19 protein-coding genes and 3 tRNA genes are annotated in these 15867 nt (G+C 57.4%); 12 read left to right on the top strand and 10 right to left on the bottom strand.

All coding sequences use genetic code 11. The annotated features are described in order from the left end of the window. Nucleotides 1-52 precede the first annotated feature (52 nt). Both ASD36_RS31480 and ASD36_RS15355 read right to left on the bottom strand, forming a co-directional pair. The gene (locus ASD36_RS31480) at nt 53-751 is read right to left on the bottom strand and encodes a terminase family protein (protein ID WP_277996002.1); all 699 of its coding nucleotides are present in this window, start codon (nt 749-751) and stop codon (nt 53-55) included. After that, nucleotides 738-1202, bottom strand: coding sequence for a DUF2280 domain-containing protein (locus ASD36_RS15355; protein WP_060511029.1), 465 nt, complete (start codon nt 1200-1202; stop codon nt 738-740). Before ASD36_RS15355 ends, ASD36_RS31480 begins: the two co-directional genes overlap by 14 nt. Before the next feature lie 59 nt (nt 1203-1261). Here ASD36_RS15355 and ASD36_RS15350 point away from each other — a divergent pair, with 59 nt between their 5' ends. Next, complete coding sequence (locus tag ASD36_RS15350) at nt 1262-1552, top strand: hypothetical protein (protein ID WP_060505434.1); 291 nt, start codon at nt 1262-1264, stop codon at nt 1550-1552. Here ASD36_RS15350 and ASD36_RS15345 read toward each other — a convergent pair. Then, the gene (locus ASD36_RS15345; RefSeq protein ID WP_112834672.1) at nt 1549-2145 is read right to left on the bottom strand and encodes a putative metallopeptidase; all 597 of its coding nucleotides are present in this window, start codon (nt 2143-2145) and stop codon (nt 1549-1551) included. The two genes, ASD36_RS15350 and ASD36_RS15345, sit on opposite strands and share 4 nt — an antisense overlap. Nucleotides 2146-2729: 584 nt before the next feature. On the opposite strand from ASD36_RS15345, the gene ASD36_RS15340 reads away from it, so the two are divergent. Both ASD36_RS15340 and ASD36_RS30640 read left to right on the top strand, forming a co-directional pair. Next, the gene (locus ASD36_RS15340) at nt 2730-3035 is read left to right on the top strand and encodes a hypothetical protein (protein WP_060505436.1); all 306 of its coding nucleotides are present in this window, start codon (nt 2730-2732) and stop codon (nt 3033-3035) included. Nucleotides 3036-3712: 677 nt separating this feature from the next. Next, complete coding sequence (locus ASD36_RS30640; protein ID WP_156393865.1) at nt 3713-3868, top strand: hypothetical protein; 156 nt, start codon at nt 3713-3715, stop codon at nt 3866-3868. A gap of 351 nt (nt 3869-4219) precedes the next feature. On the opposite strand, the gene ASD36_RS15330 is transcribed toward ASD36_RS30640, so the two are convergent. The 3 genes from ASD36_RS15330 to ASD36_RS15320 all read right to left on the bottom strand — a co-directional run bounded on the left by ASD36_RS15330 (nt 4220) and on the right by ASD36_RS15320 (nt 5292). After that, the gene (locus ASD36_RS15330) at nt 4220-4441 is read right to left on the bottom strand and encodes a hypothetical protein (RefSeq protein ID WP_060511025.1); all 222 of its coding nucleotides are present in this window, start codon (nt 4439-4441) and stop codon (nt 4220-4222) included. A 165-nt stretch (nt 4442-4606) separates the two neighbouring features. After that, a tRNA-Met gene (locus ASD36_RS15325) sits at nt 4607-4684 on the bottom strand. Between the two features lie 143 nt (nt 4685-4827). Then, nucleotides 4828-5292 (bottom strand): hypothetical protein, encoded by a 465-nt coding sequence (locus ASD36_RS15320; RefSeq protein ID WP_156393864.1) that lies wholly within the window; start codon nt 5290-5292, stop codon nt 4828-4830. Nucleotides 5293-5321: 29 nt separating this feature from the next. Here ASD36_RS15320 and ASD36_RS15315 point away from each other — a divergent pair, with 29 nt between their 5' ends. After that, on the top strand, nt 5322-5804 hold the full coding sequence (locus tag ASD36_RS15315; RefSeq protein WP_156393863.1) for a hypothetical protein: 483 nt from the start codon (nt 5322-5324) through the stop codon (nt 5802-5804). A gap of 351 nt (nt 5805-6155) precedes the next feature. After that, entirely contained in the window at nt 6156-6374 is a 219-nt protein-coding gene (locus ASD36_RS15310) for a hypothetical protein (RefSeq protein WP_060505441.1), read from the top strand. A gap of 73 nt (nt 6375-6447) precedes the next feature. Here the strand turns inward: ASD36_RS15310 and ASD36_RS15305 are convergent. Both ASD36_RS15305 and lexA read right to left on the bottom strand, forming a co-directional pair. Further along, nucleotides 6448-6521 (bottom strand) — tRNA-Cys (locus ASD36_RS15305). Between the two features lie 1127 nt (nt 6522-7648). Continuing rightward, nucleotides 7649-8359 (bottom strand): transcriptional repressor LexA, encoded by a 711-nt coding sequence (lexA, locus tag ASD36_RS15300; RefSeq protein ID WP_060505442.1) that lies wholly within the window; start codon nt 8357-8359, stop codon nt 7649-7651. A gap of 263 nt (nt 8360-8622) precedes the next feature. On the opposite strand from lexA, the gene ASD36_RS15295 reads away from it, so the two are divergent. Then, complete coding sequence (locus ASD36_RS15295) at nt 8623-8943, top strand: hypothetical protein (protein WP_060505635.1); 321 nt, start codon at nt 8623-8625, stop codon at nt 8941-8943. 59 nt (nt 8944-9002) lie between these two features. On the opposite strand, the gene ASD36_RS31475 is transcribed toward ASD36_RS15295, so the two are convergent. Continuing rightward, complete coding sequence (locus tag ASD36_RS31475; RefSeq protein ID WP_060505636.1) at nt 9003-9281, bottom strand: hypothetical protein; 279 nt, start codon at nt 9279-9281, stop codon at nt 9003-9005. A 221-nt stretch (nt 9282-9502) separates the two neighbouring features. Here ASD36_RS31475 and ASD36_RS15285 point away from each other — a divergent pair. Next, a tRNA-Asn gene (locus ASD36_RS15285) sits at nt 9503-9577 on the top strand. A 73-nt stretch (nt 9578-9650) separates the two neighbouring features. Here the strand turns inward: ASD36_RS15285 and ASD36_RS15280 are convergent. Beyond that, nucleotides 9651-10565, bottom strand: a complete 915-nt coding sequence (locus ASD36_RS15280; protein WP_060505443.1) for an SDR family oxidoreductase — start codon at nt 10563-10565, stop codon at nt 9651-9653. Nucleotides 10566-10641: 76 nt separating this feature from the next. On the opposite strand from ASD36_RS15280, the gene ASD36_RS15275 reads away from it, so the two are divergent. From ASD36_RS15275 to ASD36_RS15255, 5 genes are all read left to right on the top strand, one after another. Then, on the top strand, nt 10642-11247 hold the full coding sequence (locus ASD36_RS15275) for a TetR family transcriptional regulator (protein ID WP_060505444.1): 606 nt from the start codon (nt 10642-10644) through the stop codon (nt 11245-11247). A 138-nt stretch (nt 11248-11385) separates the two neighbouring features. Next, nucleotides 11386-12174, top strand: coding sequence for an APH(3'') family aminoglycoside O-phosphotransferase (locus ASD36_RS15270; RefSeq protein ID WP_060505445.1), 789 nt, complete (start codon nt 11386-11388; stop codon nt 12172-12174). 83 nt (nt 12175-12257) lie between these two features. Then, nucleotides 12258-12890, top strand: coding sequence for a LysE family translocator (locus ASD36_RS15265; RefSeq protein WP_060505446.1), 633 nt, complete (start codon nt 12258-12260; stop codon nt 12888-12890). Between the two features lie 178 nt (nt 12891-13068). Then, nucleotides 13069-14526, top strand: coding sequence for a deoxyribodipyrimidine photo-lyase (locus ASD36_RS15260; RefSeq protein WP_060511023.1), 1458 nt, complete (start codon nt 13069-13071; stop codon nt 14524-14526). Further along, complete coding sequence (locus tag ASD36_RS15255) at nt 14523-15866, top strand: FAD-dependent oxidoreductase (RefSeq protein ID WP_060505448.1); 1344 nt, start codon at nt 14523-14525, stop codon at nt 15864-15866. Before ASD36_RS15260 ends, ASD36_RS15255 begins: the two co-directional genes overlap by 4 nt. Nucleotide 15867 lies beyond the last annotated feature (1 nt).

The following is a 15867-nucleotide window of genomic DNA, read 5'->3' as shown; positions in this document are numbered from 1 at the left end:
GGGTCTGCCGCCATAAGCGCGCGGTTGTCGCTGAGCTTGGCCGGGATGAACGTTACCGACTTTGGCGGGATCGGCGCTTCAATGCCGTCCTCATTCGGCGCGGTGTAGTGGGCAAGCTCCTCCGGGTGCTCCCCCAGATGATGGCGTCACCGATACGGACGAACCAGCGAAGCACGCCGGCACGCGACGGGATTGGTAGGCCCGTATCCTGATCGATCCACCAGGCGATGAACTCGGCGACCCAGCTGTCCGCATCTGGGTTGCATGTCGCCCTGATGTAGGGCTTCACCCCACTCATCGAGCGGTTACGCGAAACCATGTACCAGAACTGCTTGGCGCTGAAATGCGTCAGCTCGTCGAAGCAGATGAGCGGGATCTGCGAGCCCTGCCAGTTTAGGACGGTCTTGTCATGCTCGAGGTGAGCGAACGAGACCGATGCTCCGGATGGGAAGTTCCACTGCAGCACATGCTCTTTCGGAGCCGCGCCGATTGCGGGGTAGAGCTTCTCGCTCTCATCCCAAAGGCCACCCTCGTTTCGAACTTGCACTGTGGATCGCCGGAAGAACACGGCGCCGAACTGCGAATTGGCCACATGGCGCAGCGGTTCCATGAGTAGTGCCCACGTCTTGCCGCCGCCGGCCGAACCACCATAGATCGCAATATCGGCCGCTGACGCCAGAAAGGCCATCTGTGGCCCCGGTTGCGGCCGGATGATTGTCTGGGCTGCCGCGCCCTTCTCAGTTCCTGCCATTGTCGGGCAACTGGAAGATCGTCACCGGCGACACTGGCACCGGCAAATCCTTTCCGTCCTTCCCTGTCAGTTCGCGGCGGTTCGTGTAGCTTCCGCCTACTTCCTCTGCAGCCTGCTTAAGAAGCGACGACGCGAGCACCATGTTACCGCTGTTCTCAGCCTTGTCTGCCATGCGCTGCAATGCGCGGAGACGAACGGCCCGATGGCTGATGGCGATGGACGCCGTGTCTTCGAGGAAGGTCTTCCGGGTCTCTTCGAACAAGGCTCGCCACTTAGGCGCCAGACCGGAAGCCGCTTTCTTATTCGGATCGTGGCTTTCGACCAGCTGACGGCTGGCCTCGACGCCAAACTCCTTCTTGACTGCTGTCGACACGATCGACGGGCTATCAAAGCACGCCAGCGCCTGCACGATGTAGGTCTTGACCTCATCGGAGAGTTTTGCTTTTGCCATAGCTGTGTCAAAGTCCGGTCAAGGTGGGCAAGCCATTTGTGGCCGCCGGTGGAGTACCAATGAAGAGCCGATCGGAAATCATCGAGCTGCCGGAACGGCATGAGGTTTTGTCGAAGCTGACGGACTTGATCAACGGAGCGTGTTCCCCTGCCGAAGCTTCTGATTGGGCAAATCGTTGGGTACTTGCTGATCACGACCCAATCGTTGACGTCAGGATTGACGACCGAGCGGTTTGGGATGCCCTCATGCAGATGAGTGGTGCCGACCTGTATGGAGGCGACCGCGAATTTCTCCACGACCACGTGGACTATCAGGCGTGGCTCGACCAACTGCGCAATGGATTCGCCTAGGCCACCCGAAGCAGGCATGTCCCGCATGAATGCTCGATATGAGCGCGGGCAATCTCGGGCGGCCGGTTGGCTGCATCCACCATAGCACGAACGCCAGCGGCATCTGCCCCATACCGACGGACAACGCCGACGAACTGCTCTACGTCGTGTCCTCTAATCGTGAACACCGGCTGGCCTGTCATCTTGTTGAACTTGGGAGCGCCGAAAGCATCGACGTCCTGGGCGGCGTGGTAAAGCTCATGCTCGACCAGCGCCATGAACTCGGCATCGCCGCACTCCTGGCAGTATTCAGCATCAAGCGTGATGATGAAGTCCGGAACGGAGCCGAACCACTCGACGACCTGTTGCTCTGCTCGGGCCTTGGACCACTTGCCCATCGCGCCCTGAGGTGATCCGGTCTCGCACTGGCCTATCACCCGCTTGCCCTTGCGGTTGTTCTCAACCACGGTCCAGAGGTAGCCGATATGGGCATTAGCAAGATGCTCGTGCTCTGGATTGGCAACAGGTGACGACGGGTCAAAGAATGTCGCCTCTACCCACTCGCTGACGTCAGGCGCCGGAGCGAACGATTTGAAACCGTCGAGGCCAAACATAGTTTCCGGGGGATATGGGCGCTGGGAGTTCATTCACCCACCATTCAACCTATGATACTTATAGACGTGTTTATTTGTGTTTGGTCGCTATCACTGTGAACAACGTGGATAAGTGGCGATTATCTTGGCTGATACTGACACTCGCCGGGATCGCTATTGCAACTCAGGGTCGTTCATCGTTCCATTCTGATGCAACCAGAAAGGGATAGATGCATGCTTTATAATGACCCCAAGTACTTTCAGCAGATAGACCACCAAAACTTCCACGAGGAACGGTCGCCCGGTTGGATATCCCCTGACTCAGCGATTTATGGGTGCGTTCACTGCGGGGACGAGATTGCTGCCAACAAAGGCAATCCTCTACCACCTCAGAATCATCACCAACACAACCCGCCAGCGCCGATACGATGGAAGTTGTTGGCGGTGGCCGTGCAGAAGTAGGGAAACTAATGAGCCGGACTTAAACACCCGGCTCTCCATTTCAGGACTGCGGGGGTTAAGTTCCCACATTGATCTATTGCCTTTGACGGGTGCTTGAGCGAATTTCGAAGGCCGAGCATTTCTATGGACTGGCATTGAAAGCTATGAGCAAAACTGTATTCGACACTCTGACCGGCATGTACTTCACGGTTGATGACTCCGATGGAAGCTATGGCACAGGCCAGGTCATTCGCCTCGCTGCGGAGGGCGTCTACTTCATCCGTTTCGACGGAAACGAGGTGCCGCTGCCTTTGGAACTGGCCTCAATCGGCGAGATGTTGGAATCCACTGAAGAAGAATTCAAACGCTGGCGTTTCTTCGACACGATCGAGGAGCGAGACAAGTGGATCGAGTGGTTGGATGCTCCTTCCAAGCCCCGCGTCGTGTCGCTCGTGAGGCCGACGAAGTAATTGGTGTCGCCCCCCCAAATGCAAAAACTCCGCCATCAATAAAGGCATGGGAATGCGGGTCGTTCTCTTGATGCAGCTAAAATACGTGATCGCTAAACCAAGCATGAACGGTTTACGAACGGACAATGCACGGCTGTCGAACTAGTCCGTAAAGCTAATCCTTTTGGTGTAGAGCTACGCCCTCTCACCGGCGGCGTTACTGCACGCGGCTTCTACGACCATTTCCGTTAAATGCGCAAAACCGATTCGCACCCTAGATAGGGCCGGCGCACTGGCAACCGCCAACTCCATTACATCCTTGAGCAATCGGCTTATGTACTGGGCCATCCGCTTTTCTGCGGCGGTAACGGATGAGCTGGCCAGTATCATCATGACGAGACCGTACATGCGCCGGTAGCTATGTGGCTGACGAGCTTCCCGGAGCCATTCAATTCGATCGATTTCCATGCGTCCCCCAAATGTGAAGAGGGGAAACGGTAGAGGCTCTCGATAGTTTCAGAATACGGCGGCGAAAGGTAAATGATCAATTAAGGTTGCCAGAGGTGCGGCGCCCGGATTTCATTGAGTGCGCTCGACTGTCTGTCGCCCTCGTCGCTTGCCTTTGGTCGACATCAGGAAGACAATCACTGGCGGGCACACGGACTGGCTGGCCTTGCGCTCCATTAAAGGAGAAAATCATGAAACTCAAATATACGGTGACAGCGATCGCTATTGCGCTTGCGACTTTGACGATTTCGGCGTGTCAGACTAGGCCAAACTACGATAATCGCCCTTCCTACAGTGGCAACGACCATGGCGGCGGCAACAGCGGTGGCGGTAGTTCCGGATACTAGCCTGCCCCCCAATGAATCTTGCTGGCACTGGAGGCGTCAGCGCTCCCATTCGGTTGACAGAACGAAAACCGTGATCTCTAAATCAAGCATGAACGGTTTACGAACAGACAATGCACGGTTGCCGTAAAGGTAGTCCTTTTGGACGAGTCGCTACCCTTGGATAGCGGGATAAATGGTTGCCCTAGTTGGACCCGAAGAAGACCAGCCGTCTCACGAGGACTTTCCCGGCACGCTTAACCGACACTGAGGGTATCGACGGTTACCCCGTCACGGCATTCTCGGTGGTTTCGGGCAGTATCCGTCAACCCGTGGCGAGATGTGCGCCTGATTTAACCCGCCGCCTCTTATGACCTACCTAGCCGCAATCACATATCTGACGCCGCGGCCTATTCCATAAAGCGCAGCGGCGATAACGAAGAACACAACAACCTTTTCCAAGTCCCCTGAGCCGTTGCCCAGCACAAGGCCAAGCGCCCCGATAGCGGCTGAAAGGATGGCGAGAGCAGTAAAGCCCCAGCAAATCACATTCGCCAGGCGAATCATCATGGGCGATGATGTGGCGGGCTCAGACATGGCAAACTCCAATTGGGATGTTGCCGTATCGCTTACACCAGAAATCCTAACTGGATTGCAAACTCCAAGCTATCTGCCGGGCTACCCCCCCAGCTTGGCTGACGGTGCTGGGTGCGTATCCAGCAGCTTGCTTTAGTGCGGGGCTCGTCAGCTTCCCCTCGGATATGGTTGCGGACACAGGATTTGAACCTGCGACATCCAGCTTATGAGGCTGGCAAGCTACCGGGCTGCTCTACTCCGACAAACTGAAAAATTGGCAGCGTTCTTTTTGAGCGATTGGCGGTGAAAAACCGATCAGAGGCCCGGTGATACCGCAACAGATCAGCCATAAAATCACCTTATGGCTTGAAATATTACACTGCTTCGGAAAATTCAGAAATATCAAGCTATACGGGTACCAAGCCGTTCAGCGTCTCAATCATCGCTTTTATGGTGTTGCGGCCGGTGGCGTCCACAACATATCCGCCCATACCCTTTAGGAAGCCGCCATTGACGACGACGCGGTGGTTTTTCGGGAAAACGTCGCGAGCTTCTTTCCGGGTGAGTTTAGGGCCAGCCTGGTTTTCCTTTTCGATCCGGCGGGCCGGTCGCCGTTCCATTGATTCCAGTTCGGCCGCCTCGGCGGCGCGGATGTTCTCGATGTCTGTAGCTAGGATGCGCAGCGGGCAACCGGCCACACCAAGGATAGCCGAAACTCCGTCGCAGTCGGAAAGCGTATAGAAGCTGTGGGGATCGCGCACGAAGGCGTAACCTACCATCAGTGGGAACCGTTTCACGATGCACGCGTCCGTCCGGTGAAGCGAAGCGAGGGGAAGACGCTGACGACGGTGAAGACTGGCGGGCGTCTGCATGACGGACGTGGCCAATATCGATCTGCTATGTGGAGAAGAACAAGAGCCGTCACGGCACGATGCGCTATTACCTGCGCATCGATGGAAAGCGGATATGCCGACTTCCGGATGATATTCAGAGCGAGCAATTTTCCATTGAATACTGGAAGGCCTGCAAGACCGCCCAGCCCGTGATGGCGCGTGTCGATATTCCGAAAGCTCTGTCCTTCATCGTGAAGCCAAACAGCTTCCGGCTCTGCGTGGAATACATGTGCAGCAACGCTTTCACCACGCTCGACAAGTCCACGCAGGATCGCCGGCGGAATATCATGGAGGCGATGTGGCTGGAACCGTTGAGCGAAAAAGACGGCAGGCTATTTGCCGACATGCCGGTGTCAAAAATGGATGTGGAAAATTTAGAGGTCCTGCGGGATCGCAAGAAAGAGGTGCCCTTTGTGGCTGACGATGCGCCGTGTCTTCGACACGAAGAAGGATGGCAAGCCCGTGGTGCCGAACATCGCTCGGCTCGTTGAACCATTCCGCGCCTATAGCGACGGGCACCACACCATCGCGCCCGACGAGATCGGCAAGTTCATCGATCACCACGGCCAGAAGTCGAAAGCCGTACTGGCGCTGTCGCTGTTAATGCAGACCGGCTTTCGCGTATCGGACTTGGCTGTTATCGGCCCGCAGCATCGGTGTGGCGATATTCTCAAGCTGCGGCTATTCAAGAACCGCAACCGGACGCCGGTGGATATCGAGATTGCCATTCACCCGATCCTTGAAGCCGTGATGGAGTTGCACCCTGTCACCGGGCTCACCAATGTGCGGACTGAGTTCGACAAAGCTTTCACAGTGAAGGGACTTGGAAACAGAGTGTCCGCATGGTTCAGCCAGGCAAGGGGCTGGCAACTGATCAGGCGCACAACGAAGCCACCGACTATATGCTGGAAGCGATGTTCGGCTGGAAGGACGGGAAGACATCCAAGATCTACACGCGCAACGCAGACCATGCGCGGCTGGCCAGACAGGCCGTATCGAAGATCAACTGTGATGGGATGGGCACGAAATTGCTCGAAAGCAAGGACGGGACGGAGGGGTGAAATAGGAACCGACTGCCACACCCGCTATATTTTCGATTGATTTCAAGGTCTTACTGGTGGAGCAAGAAAGGTTTGGAGGCCTCGCCCGGAATTGAACCGGGGTGCAAGGATTTGCAGTCCTCTGCGTCACCACTCCGCCACGAGGCCTCACCAGTTCAAATAGTCGAACTGTGGCGGCGGTTTAGAATGATCCTAGACAAATCGCAAGAGGGTATTTCTGAAAAACGTTCTTGGTCATTTCTGAGATGCCGTTTCCGAACCCTTCTTCCACAGCTTTGGGGATGAACAAGCCGGTGTGCGAGGAGCCGAAAACGAGATTGCGGCGTCCCGGTCAAAGCGCCACGTCCCTGCCCTGTTGCCGGGCGCATTCTCACGAAGGTGACGGGCGACGGATTCGTGAATTGGTGCGCAAGTGCTGCCGTCGGCTGTTCGATTGATGAAGCGCCAAAGCCCTTAGCGAAACGGCACTGTTTCTAACGCCTTGCCAACGCGGGCCGTTGCAGCAGCCGGCCCTTTTCCCTAACGATGCCAATCGTTCAGCTCTTGGCTGGAGCGATCCGCATTATCTGTCCACGTCTCAATTGACGCGCGGGCAACCCTGGCGGTTTGCAAGTTTCAAGACAGTGTATTCGCCACGGCGTCCAATGCCGTCAACGACAACAAGGCGCCGGTTTATCGAGCGGATGCCGGGATCACGCATTCCGTACTGATAGGCACGGCGGATTGCCTGCCGTTCACTGCAATTGCTGCGCGGACGATACTCATTATTGTATCGCCGGTCTCTGTATTCAACTGCGGGACTGTCGCGTCCGATGTATATGTCCAAGGATTGGGCCAACGATGCTGGTGCCTGAACAGTCGAAATGACTGTGGCCATCAATGCCACGACCAAAACTTTTGTAAAAACGGTTCTCACATTGGCCTCCTGGGTTCCGTCCACGAATAGAGCCGATAGGTCAACGAAATCCTACTAAATAGGTTCCAAAAATAGGGTGCGATAGGGGAACGGCAACATTTGCCGATGCGCAAGCCGCATTGAAAATTCATAGGCTTACAGCCCGTTAATCGGGCGTATTGAAGGAAAAATCATGTCCCTTATTTCCGCCGCTACTCATGATTTAGAGTGCTCCGGTCGGTTCATGAGGTCGCTAAGGCATTATCTTTCAGGGGGCAAAACTATCGTCGCGCCGGACGGTGACAGGTTTGCAGCCATGTCTACAAATCACGCAATCTTCCCCACTCCTTTAAGCTGCCATAGCTGAAGTGATATCAGATCAATGATAACGGCGGATCAGCCCGACGAGTTTTCCCTGTATCTTGACCCGGTCCGGTCCAAAAATCCGCGTCTCATATGCAGGGTTGGCGGCTTCCAGCGCGATCGAGGCGCCTTTGCGGCGAAACCGCTTCAATGTCGCTTCCTCGTCATCAACCAGGGCGACGATGATTTCACCGGGGCTGGCACTGTTCGTATTGCGGATGATGACCGTGTCGCCGTCGAGAATGCCCGCCTCGATCATCGAATCACCGCGCACTTCAAGTGCGTAGTGCTCACCGGTCCCAACCATCTCGAGCGGCACGGAAATATCATGCGTATTGTTCTGAATCGCGGAGATCGGTACGCCGGCGGCGATCCTGCCCATGACAGGTATGGAGACGGTATCGTTGTTTGCGGCGGCCTTGACGGGTGCGGCAGGTGCCGGTTGTGTACCAAGACTGCCCTGGATGACGCTCGGTGAAAAGCCGCGCTTTGGCTGAAGGCTCGTGGTATAGGCTTCTGGTAACTTGATCACTTCCAGCGCCCTCGCCCGGTTGGGCAGACGCCGGATGAAGCCTCGCTCCTCAAGCGCTGTAATCAGCCGATGAATGCCGGATTTCGACGCAAGATCCAGTGCATCCTTCATCTCGTCGAACGATGGCGGTACGCCCGATTCCTTCATTCTTTCGTGAATGAACAGAAGCAGTTCCTGTTGCTTGCGGGTCAGCATGAACGATCACTCCAGAATCTAGAAACAAATCAAGAACGAACACTATCTGTTCCATATGTGTTCCGCAAGTCCCTAAAATTCGTGAGTGTTTTCAACGCAACAGAAAATCGTGCTGCATAGCGGCTCCTTTCCACTCAGCATTCCGCCTGCCATTCATCGCGGGAAGCTATCTGTTGGAACCTTTGCGCCGCCGGTACCGTTTCGGTTTATCTCGAAACAATGCGATGGACGGCCTGCTCCGGATGCCGTCCGAGGAGGCTTTGATGGCGAAATACACCGATGAGCGCGCTTCCGATGCCGATATGCAGAAAACCGTGGAATTGAGCGGCGTGCAGGCCCGTCAAGGCTTTTTGGGCCGGCCGGTGCTGATGGTACTCATCTGCGGCGTGGTCCTTGCAATGCTCGCCTGGGCCGGTGCGGAAGTGTTTGGCGAAAGCACAGACAACGACGCTGCGACCAAGGTTGAGGAAAAGCTGCCTGCCCCGAACAATGGCGCTCCGGCCACGCAGGAAACTCCGGTCGATCCGGCGCAAATGGCACCTGCGGACAAGGACCCGACGCCACAGACAGGCTCAGGCGGATAAGCGGATCGGATCCGGCGCAAGCCTCTGCCGAATCGGGAGAAGGGCTTACGTCCAGCTTCCTAGCTGGAAGCAGGCCATTTGCGCGCCCACCAGACCGAAAGCCGCCGCCTCTTTCGCCGGACGAAGGCAAGGTCGTGCGACAGGACGAGAAGACCAAGGGGAATCATCCAGAAACCGAGAACCGGGAGAAAACCCAAAATACCGCCAAAGATCAGCGCGGCACCGATGGAAATGCGCAAAAGGCGCGATTGCGGCAGCCGCATACGCCACGTGCCGATGATGAGTTCGTGGGCGCGGGCATCGATGCCGAATTTTTTTGTTTTCCGCTGTTCTGCCATCAAATTCCACCTGCCAAATGTCCGGCCACCCGCCATCGCCTGCGAACGCTGCAATCCTGCGGGTTTATCCCCGGCAAATCAACGGAGCGCTTTCAACTCTCACATGGGGAGTTGTCCACAATCAGACAAGATTGTGCATTTTTTTTGAAAAACCGCTTGGCAAATCGGAAAAGCATTTGTATTAGCAGCCTCACTTCTGCAGCACACACCGCCGCAGATTATCCCTGGTAGCTCAGCGGTAGAGCATTCGACTGTTAATCGACAGGTCGCCGGTTCGAATCCGGCCCGGGGAGCCAATTTCCAAAGGCCTTGCTGAAAAAGCAAGGCCTTTTTGGTTTCTGGCGTACCCTCTGCGCCCGCCTTCATGTTCTACCGGTAACCGCTCGCGTCCGCCGGTTTTCCGGCATCCTGCACCTCGGTCATGTAGCGCCAGCAGTCCGGCCGCGATCCGTCGAGATCGGTAAAGCCGTAAATCTTGGCGAGATCGCCGCTTGAGGTCGATTGCCCGTTGAGGCGTCCCCGCTCCGGATCCGCAGCCAGGGATGAAACGGCGCGGCCGGTAAAGCGTGGGGTTTCGGAAATCACGAAATGCGGCTGGGCCTTTATCGCCTCCACCCAGTTTTCCTCGCGCACACCAAAGATGTCGAGCATCATTTCAGAACGCATCCAGCCTGGAGAGATTGCCACCGATGTCGCTGCATGCGGCGCCAGATCCTGCGCGTGTGCCCACGCCATGCGAATGACACTGGTCTTGGCGAGATCGTAGAACGGGCTGAGCCGGTAGTGGGTGGCATTGTATTGCGCCGTGCCATCGGTCATCTCGACCAGCAAGCCACCAGGATTCTCGATCATCAATGGCAATGCGTAATGGGCGGTGACCAGATGGGTATCGATCGCCAACCGCAAGAGTTTCAGGCCATTTTCAAGCGAGTGTTCCCAGACCGGCTTGTTCCATTCGGTCAAATACTCGCCGCCCCAGATATCGTTGACGAGGATATCGAGCCGCTTTTCGTCGCGGCGGACGCGGGCGATCAGCGCCTCGACTTCGGCGTGGATGAGATGATCCACCCGCACGGCAATGCCTTTACCACCAGCCTGTGTCACAAGTTCAGCGGTTTCTTCGATCGTTTCCGGGCGGCCATAGTCCGATTGCCGGGTTCGTGTCGTGCGGCCGGTCACGTAGACGGTTGCGCCCGCTGCCCCCAGTTCCACGGCGATGCCACGGCCAGCACCACGCGTCCCGCCGGCCACAAGTGCGATTTTCCCTTGCAGGTTGCTTACCACGGTATTGTCCTCCTCGTTTAGAATTGATAATAACCGAACGTTCGTTCATAAATAAAATGAACGCAAGGGGAAAATAATGCCGCGGCCACGCACGTTATCCGACGAGCACCTGCTTGATCTGGTGCTGACGCTGATCCACGCAGAGGGACCGGAGGCGGCGACGTTTGCCGCTGTATCCAAGGCAAGCGGCCTGTCCGGCTCAACACTGGTGCAACGTTTTTCGACCAAGGCAGCGATGCTGCGTCAGGCGTTGCTGCATGCCTGGGACCAGCTGGACGCCGAGACGATCCAACTGTGCGAAGCAATCCCTAGGACACCGCAAGGTGCCGTTACTTTGCTCGCCGCTCTGTCGGGAAATTATGGTGACAGCGCTGCCGTCTATGCCGACGGCCTGCGTTTGTTGCGAGAGGACTTTCGGGATCCCCAACTGCGAGCTCGGGGTGCAGCCTGGGGGCGAACGCTGGTCGGGGCCCTCAGCGCGTGTTTTACGAATGCCAACCGCCCGGAGGTGACCGCACGGCTGATGCTTGCTCAATGGCAGGGCTCACTGCTCTGGTGGGGATTTGAGGCGAATGGTCCGGTCGTGCCTTATGTCGAATCGCAGCTTCAGGAATTTCTCGCCGAACTCGGCCATTCACCTCGCCCCTCGCCGGCCGTCGCCGGCAAGCGAGATTTCGCGTAAAAACTTGGACATTTTCTGTCCGGTGATGGTGAAATCGCGGCTCGCAATATCTATGTGGGGCTGAGGCGTGAAATCGCCTTCGCCAAACAAGTCGTGGGGGGATGGCGCGTGACTGACTATCGATCCCGTGCAGCCCAGTTGAAGGGCTTTTCTCTCGGAAGCCAGTGGACTGCCTATCATCACGGCGAATCGGGTGACGCGCTGTTTCGGCGCGCCGATGGTAGCGCCTATGCCAAAGTGGCGACCGGCAGCGGCGTGGCGCTGCTGGATGACGAGCGCCGGCGCACTGCATGGCTTGCCCCCTTCAAGATCGGATCCCCGACCGTTCTCGATTGGCAGGTGTCGGACGACGTCGCATGCCTCGTGACAAGCGCCGTGCCGGGCATTCCCGCAGACCAGCTCGAAGCAGCGAGCCTTCTCAAGGCTTGGCCTTCGATCGCGGCGCGCGTGCGCGATCTCCACGCTATTCCGGTAAAAGATTGCCCGTTTGACCGCGGGCTTCAGACCATGTTCGACCGGGCGGTTGATGTTGTTGAACGCGACGGCGTCAATCCGGATTTTCTCGATCCAGGCGACCAGGACACACCGCCGCACGTCTTGCTCGACAGAGTGCGGGCCGAGTTGCCCGAACGCCTTGCACAGGAAAGCCTCGATCGCGTCGTTTGCCATGGCGATGCCTGCATGCCCAATTTCATGATCGAACCGGAAACGCTTCGCTGCACGGGAATGATCGATCTCGGACGGTTGGGCATGGCGGACCGCTACGTCGACTTGGCGCTGCTGACCGGCAATACCCGTGAAACCTGGCGCACCGCCGAAGAGGCGCAGACCGCGCAAAATCGTTTGTTCGATCTCCACGCGATCGCACCTGCCGACCGGGAAAGGCTCGATTTTTACCTGCGTCTAGACCCGCTGACCTGGGGCTAGCGAAAGACGGCGGCCACGCGACTTCTTAAAAAACATGGTGTATAGATCAGGCTTACAACCATGACCGGGAAGAGGAGCAGACTATGCCGTCGATCGAGATTCTTGTTGCTTTCATCGCTACTACGGCTGTCTTTGCCTACATTCCCGGCCCGGCCATGCTGTATGCAGCTGCACAGACTATTGCTCGCGGCCGCTGGTCCGGGCTGATGGCGGCGCTTGGTATTCACCTCGGCGGTTACGTCCACGTCATTGCTGCGGCCGCTGGCCTATCGATCCTGTTTCACGCCGTGCCGACCCTGTACATGATCGTCAAATTGGCCGGTGCAGCCTATCTTGTCTGGCTGGGCATTTCCCTGTTTCGGGCCAAGGTCGAGGGGGATTCCGCCCTGCCCGGCATCGAACCGAAATCCGGCCGGCGCGCCTTCTTCGAAAGCGTCACCGTCGAAGTCCTTAATCCGAAGACGGCGATCTTCTTCGTGGCTTTCCTGCCGCAGTTTGTGGATGCGTCAGCTGCTTTCCCGGTGTGGCTGCAACTGACGATCCTTGGAATGATCGTCAACATGATGTTTTCGTCTGCGGATATCGTTTGCGTGTTTCTGGCCGGTGCCGTGATGACCAAGCTGCGCCGCTCAAGCTCCGCGCAACGCCTGATGCAGCGCGCTGGCGGCACCATGCTGGTTGGGCTCGGTGCGCATCTGGCTTTCCAGAAGAGCTGAATTCCCCTCGCCGCTGATGGCTGCAGCCGTCGCTTTCTGAAGAGAAGTGGCGGTTGAAATTTCGCCACCGGCATTCCGTCGCAAAACGATGAAATAAAAAGCTTTCTCCGCGAAACCTTTGATCCGTCATAGCCGTATCTGCGTACACACTGACGTAAGATGTGATGCGCGGATTAAAATGAAAAACAACGGCCTTTCCCACGAAAAACCCATTATCATCTGGTTTCGCAAGGACCTGCGGCTGGACGACAATCATGCGCTGCATGCGGCTGCCCAAACCGGGCGCGATATCATCCCTGTTTATATCCGTGAACCTTCACGGCTCGGCACCGGGCCGCTTGGGGCAGCCCAGGCCTGGTGGCTGCATCATTCGCTGACGGGACTGGACAAGGCGCTCAAGGGCCTTGGAAGCCGGTTGATCCTGCGCAGCGGCAAGCCGGACAGTGTTCTGTCCGAGCTGATAGCCGAGACCGATGCGTCGACTGTCCACTGGAATCGCAGGTACGATCCGGATGGCATCGCCGTCGATAGCCCGCTGAAAGACACGTTGGCTTCGGCTGGAACAACCGTCAAGAGTTTTGCTGGCCAGCTTCTGCACGAGCCCAGCCGGTTGAAAACGGGCTCGGGAACGCCCTATCGGGTCTATACGCCGTTCTGGCGGGCGCTTGAGGCATCCGGCGAACCGGATCAGCCGCTTGACCGCCCTGACGCGCTGGTTTCTCCAACCAAATGGCCTGGCAGCGATACTTTGGCCTCTTGGGCGCTTTTGCCGGCAGCGCCGGATTGGGCACAGACGTTTTCAGAGGTCTGGATACCGGGTGAAGAAGCGGCGCTCGAGCGGCTGGAGGAATTCGTCGACGACGATTTGTCAGGCTATAAAGTCAGGCGCGATCTGCCGGCCACTGATGGCACATCGCGGCTCTCGCCACATCTGGCCATGGGAGAAATATCCCCTGCCCGCATCTGGCACGCCACCCGCAATCTAAGGGACACTCCTACCGAGGATGTCGTCACGTTTCGCAAGGAACTGGTCTGGCGCGATTTCTCTTATCACCTGCTCTTCCACAATCCGGATTTGTCAAGGGAAAATCTCAACCGGAAATATGATGCTTTCGCATGGTCAGGAACCGGTGATGCGTTCAAACATTGGACGAAAGGGCAAACCGGCTATCCGATCGTCGATGCGGGCATGCGCCAGCTCTGGCGGCACGGCACAATGCACAACCGGGTCCGCATGATCGCGGCATCCTTCCTGATCAAGGATCTCCTGATCGACTGGCGCCGTGGTGAAGCCTGGTTCCGTGACACGCTGGTGGATGCGGATCCGGCCTCCAATGCGGCAAGCTGGCAGTGGGTGGCAGGCAGCGGCGCCGATGCGTCGCCTTTCTTCCGGATATTCAATCCTGTCCTGCAGGGCGAAAAATTCGATCCCGATGGCGCTTACGTCAAAACCTTCGTACCAGAGTTGCGAGACCTGCCTGCAAAGTTCGTTCATCGGCCATTCGAGGCGCCTCGGAGCATCCTTGATGCCGCCGGGGTGACGCTCGGGGAGACATACCCGAATCCGCTCGTGGATCATGCAAAGGCGCGCGACCGCGCTCTTGCTGCGTATAGCAAGATCAAGGACGCAGCATGAACGCCCCGTTTTCCCATGCTTCGCATCATGTACCTGGCCGCCGCTTGTCGATTGCAGTCATAGGCTCAGGCGTTTCAGGCAGTTCGGCCGCCTGGGCACTTAATCCTGTCCACGATGTCACGCTCTATGAAAAGGATGATCGCCCCGGCGGCCATACGGCAACGGTCGATATCGACTATGATGGCACGCCGATCTCGGTCGATACCGGTTTCATCGTCTATAACGAGGCCAATTATCCGAACCTCACAGCGCTGTTTGCCGAACTGGATGTCGCCACGCACAAGAGCGACATGAGCTTTTCGGTGTCACTCGATCAGGGACGGCTGGAATGGAGCGGCGACAATCTGGCGACCGTCTTTGCCCAGAAGCGCAATCTCGTCCGGCCGTCCTTCCTGTTAATGCTGCGCGAAATCCTCCGCTTCAATCGCATCTGCCTTGAAGATCGCAGCGCCGGGCTGCTCAAGGCCATGTCGATCGGCGACTATCTCAATTGGCGCGGTTTCTCTCCCGGCTTCACAAACAATTATCTGGCACCAATGGCTGCCGCGATATGGTCGTCACCGGCAGCCAGGATGCTGGATTTTCCGGCCGAGAATTTCATCCAGTTCTTCGATAATCACCGCCTGATCTATTCCAAGCCGCACCCCTGGCGCACGGTTACCGGTGGCAGCCGCAATTATCTGTGCAAGCTGCTGCGGCCGCTTGGAGACCGCGTCCGTCTCGACTGCGGGGTAGCGTCGATCCGGCGGGAGGACGGCAGGGTCACTATCATCGACGTGCAAGGCACAACGAAAACCTTCGACAAGGTGATCATCGCTGCGCACAGCAATCAGGCGCTGGCGATGCTTTCCGATCCGACACCCGCAGAGCACGCGCTGCTGTCGGCCGTTCCCTATCATCCCAATCGGGTCATCCTGCACCGCGACACGGCGTTAATGCCGAAACGGCCAAAGGTCTGGGCGTCATGGAATTACCTGCGGTCGGTCAAATCCTGCGGCTCGCAGGGCGTCGCCGTCAGCTATTGGATGAACCGCCTTCAGGGTATCGCCCCGGAGCATCCTTTGTTTGTGACGCTGAATCCGGAGCGCGAGCCAAAGTCTGGGACGGTGTTTGCCGAATTCTCCTATGATCATCCGCAGTTCGACGCAGGCTCCATGGCCGCCCAGCGTGCCCTGCAGGCGATTCAGGGCGATAACGGTACCTTTTTTGCCGGTGCATGGACCGGATATGGTTTTCATGAGGACGGCCTGACATCCGGGCTTGCAGCTGCAGAGGCACTTGGCGGGGTCATCCCCTGGCGCCAGCAGGTCTCATCGGTGTTCAGGGAGGCGGCAGAATAGA

The organism is Rhizobium sp. Root1334, assembly GCF_001426665.1.
GTDB lineage: Bacteria > Pseudomonadota > Alphaproteobacteria > Rhizobiales > Rhizobiaceae > Pararhizobium.
Note: the sequence above shows the minus strand (reverse complement) of the source record. Positions and strands in the feature narration are given on the sequence as shown.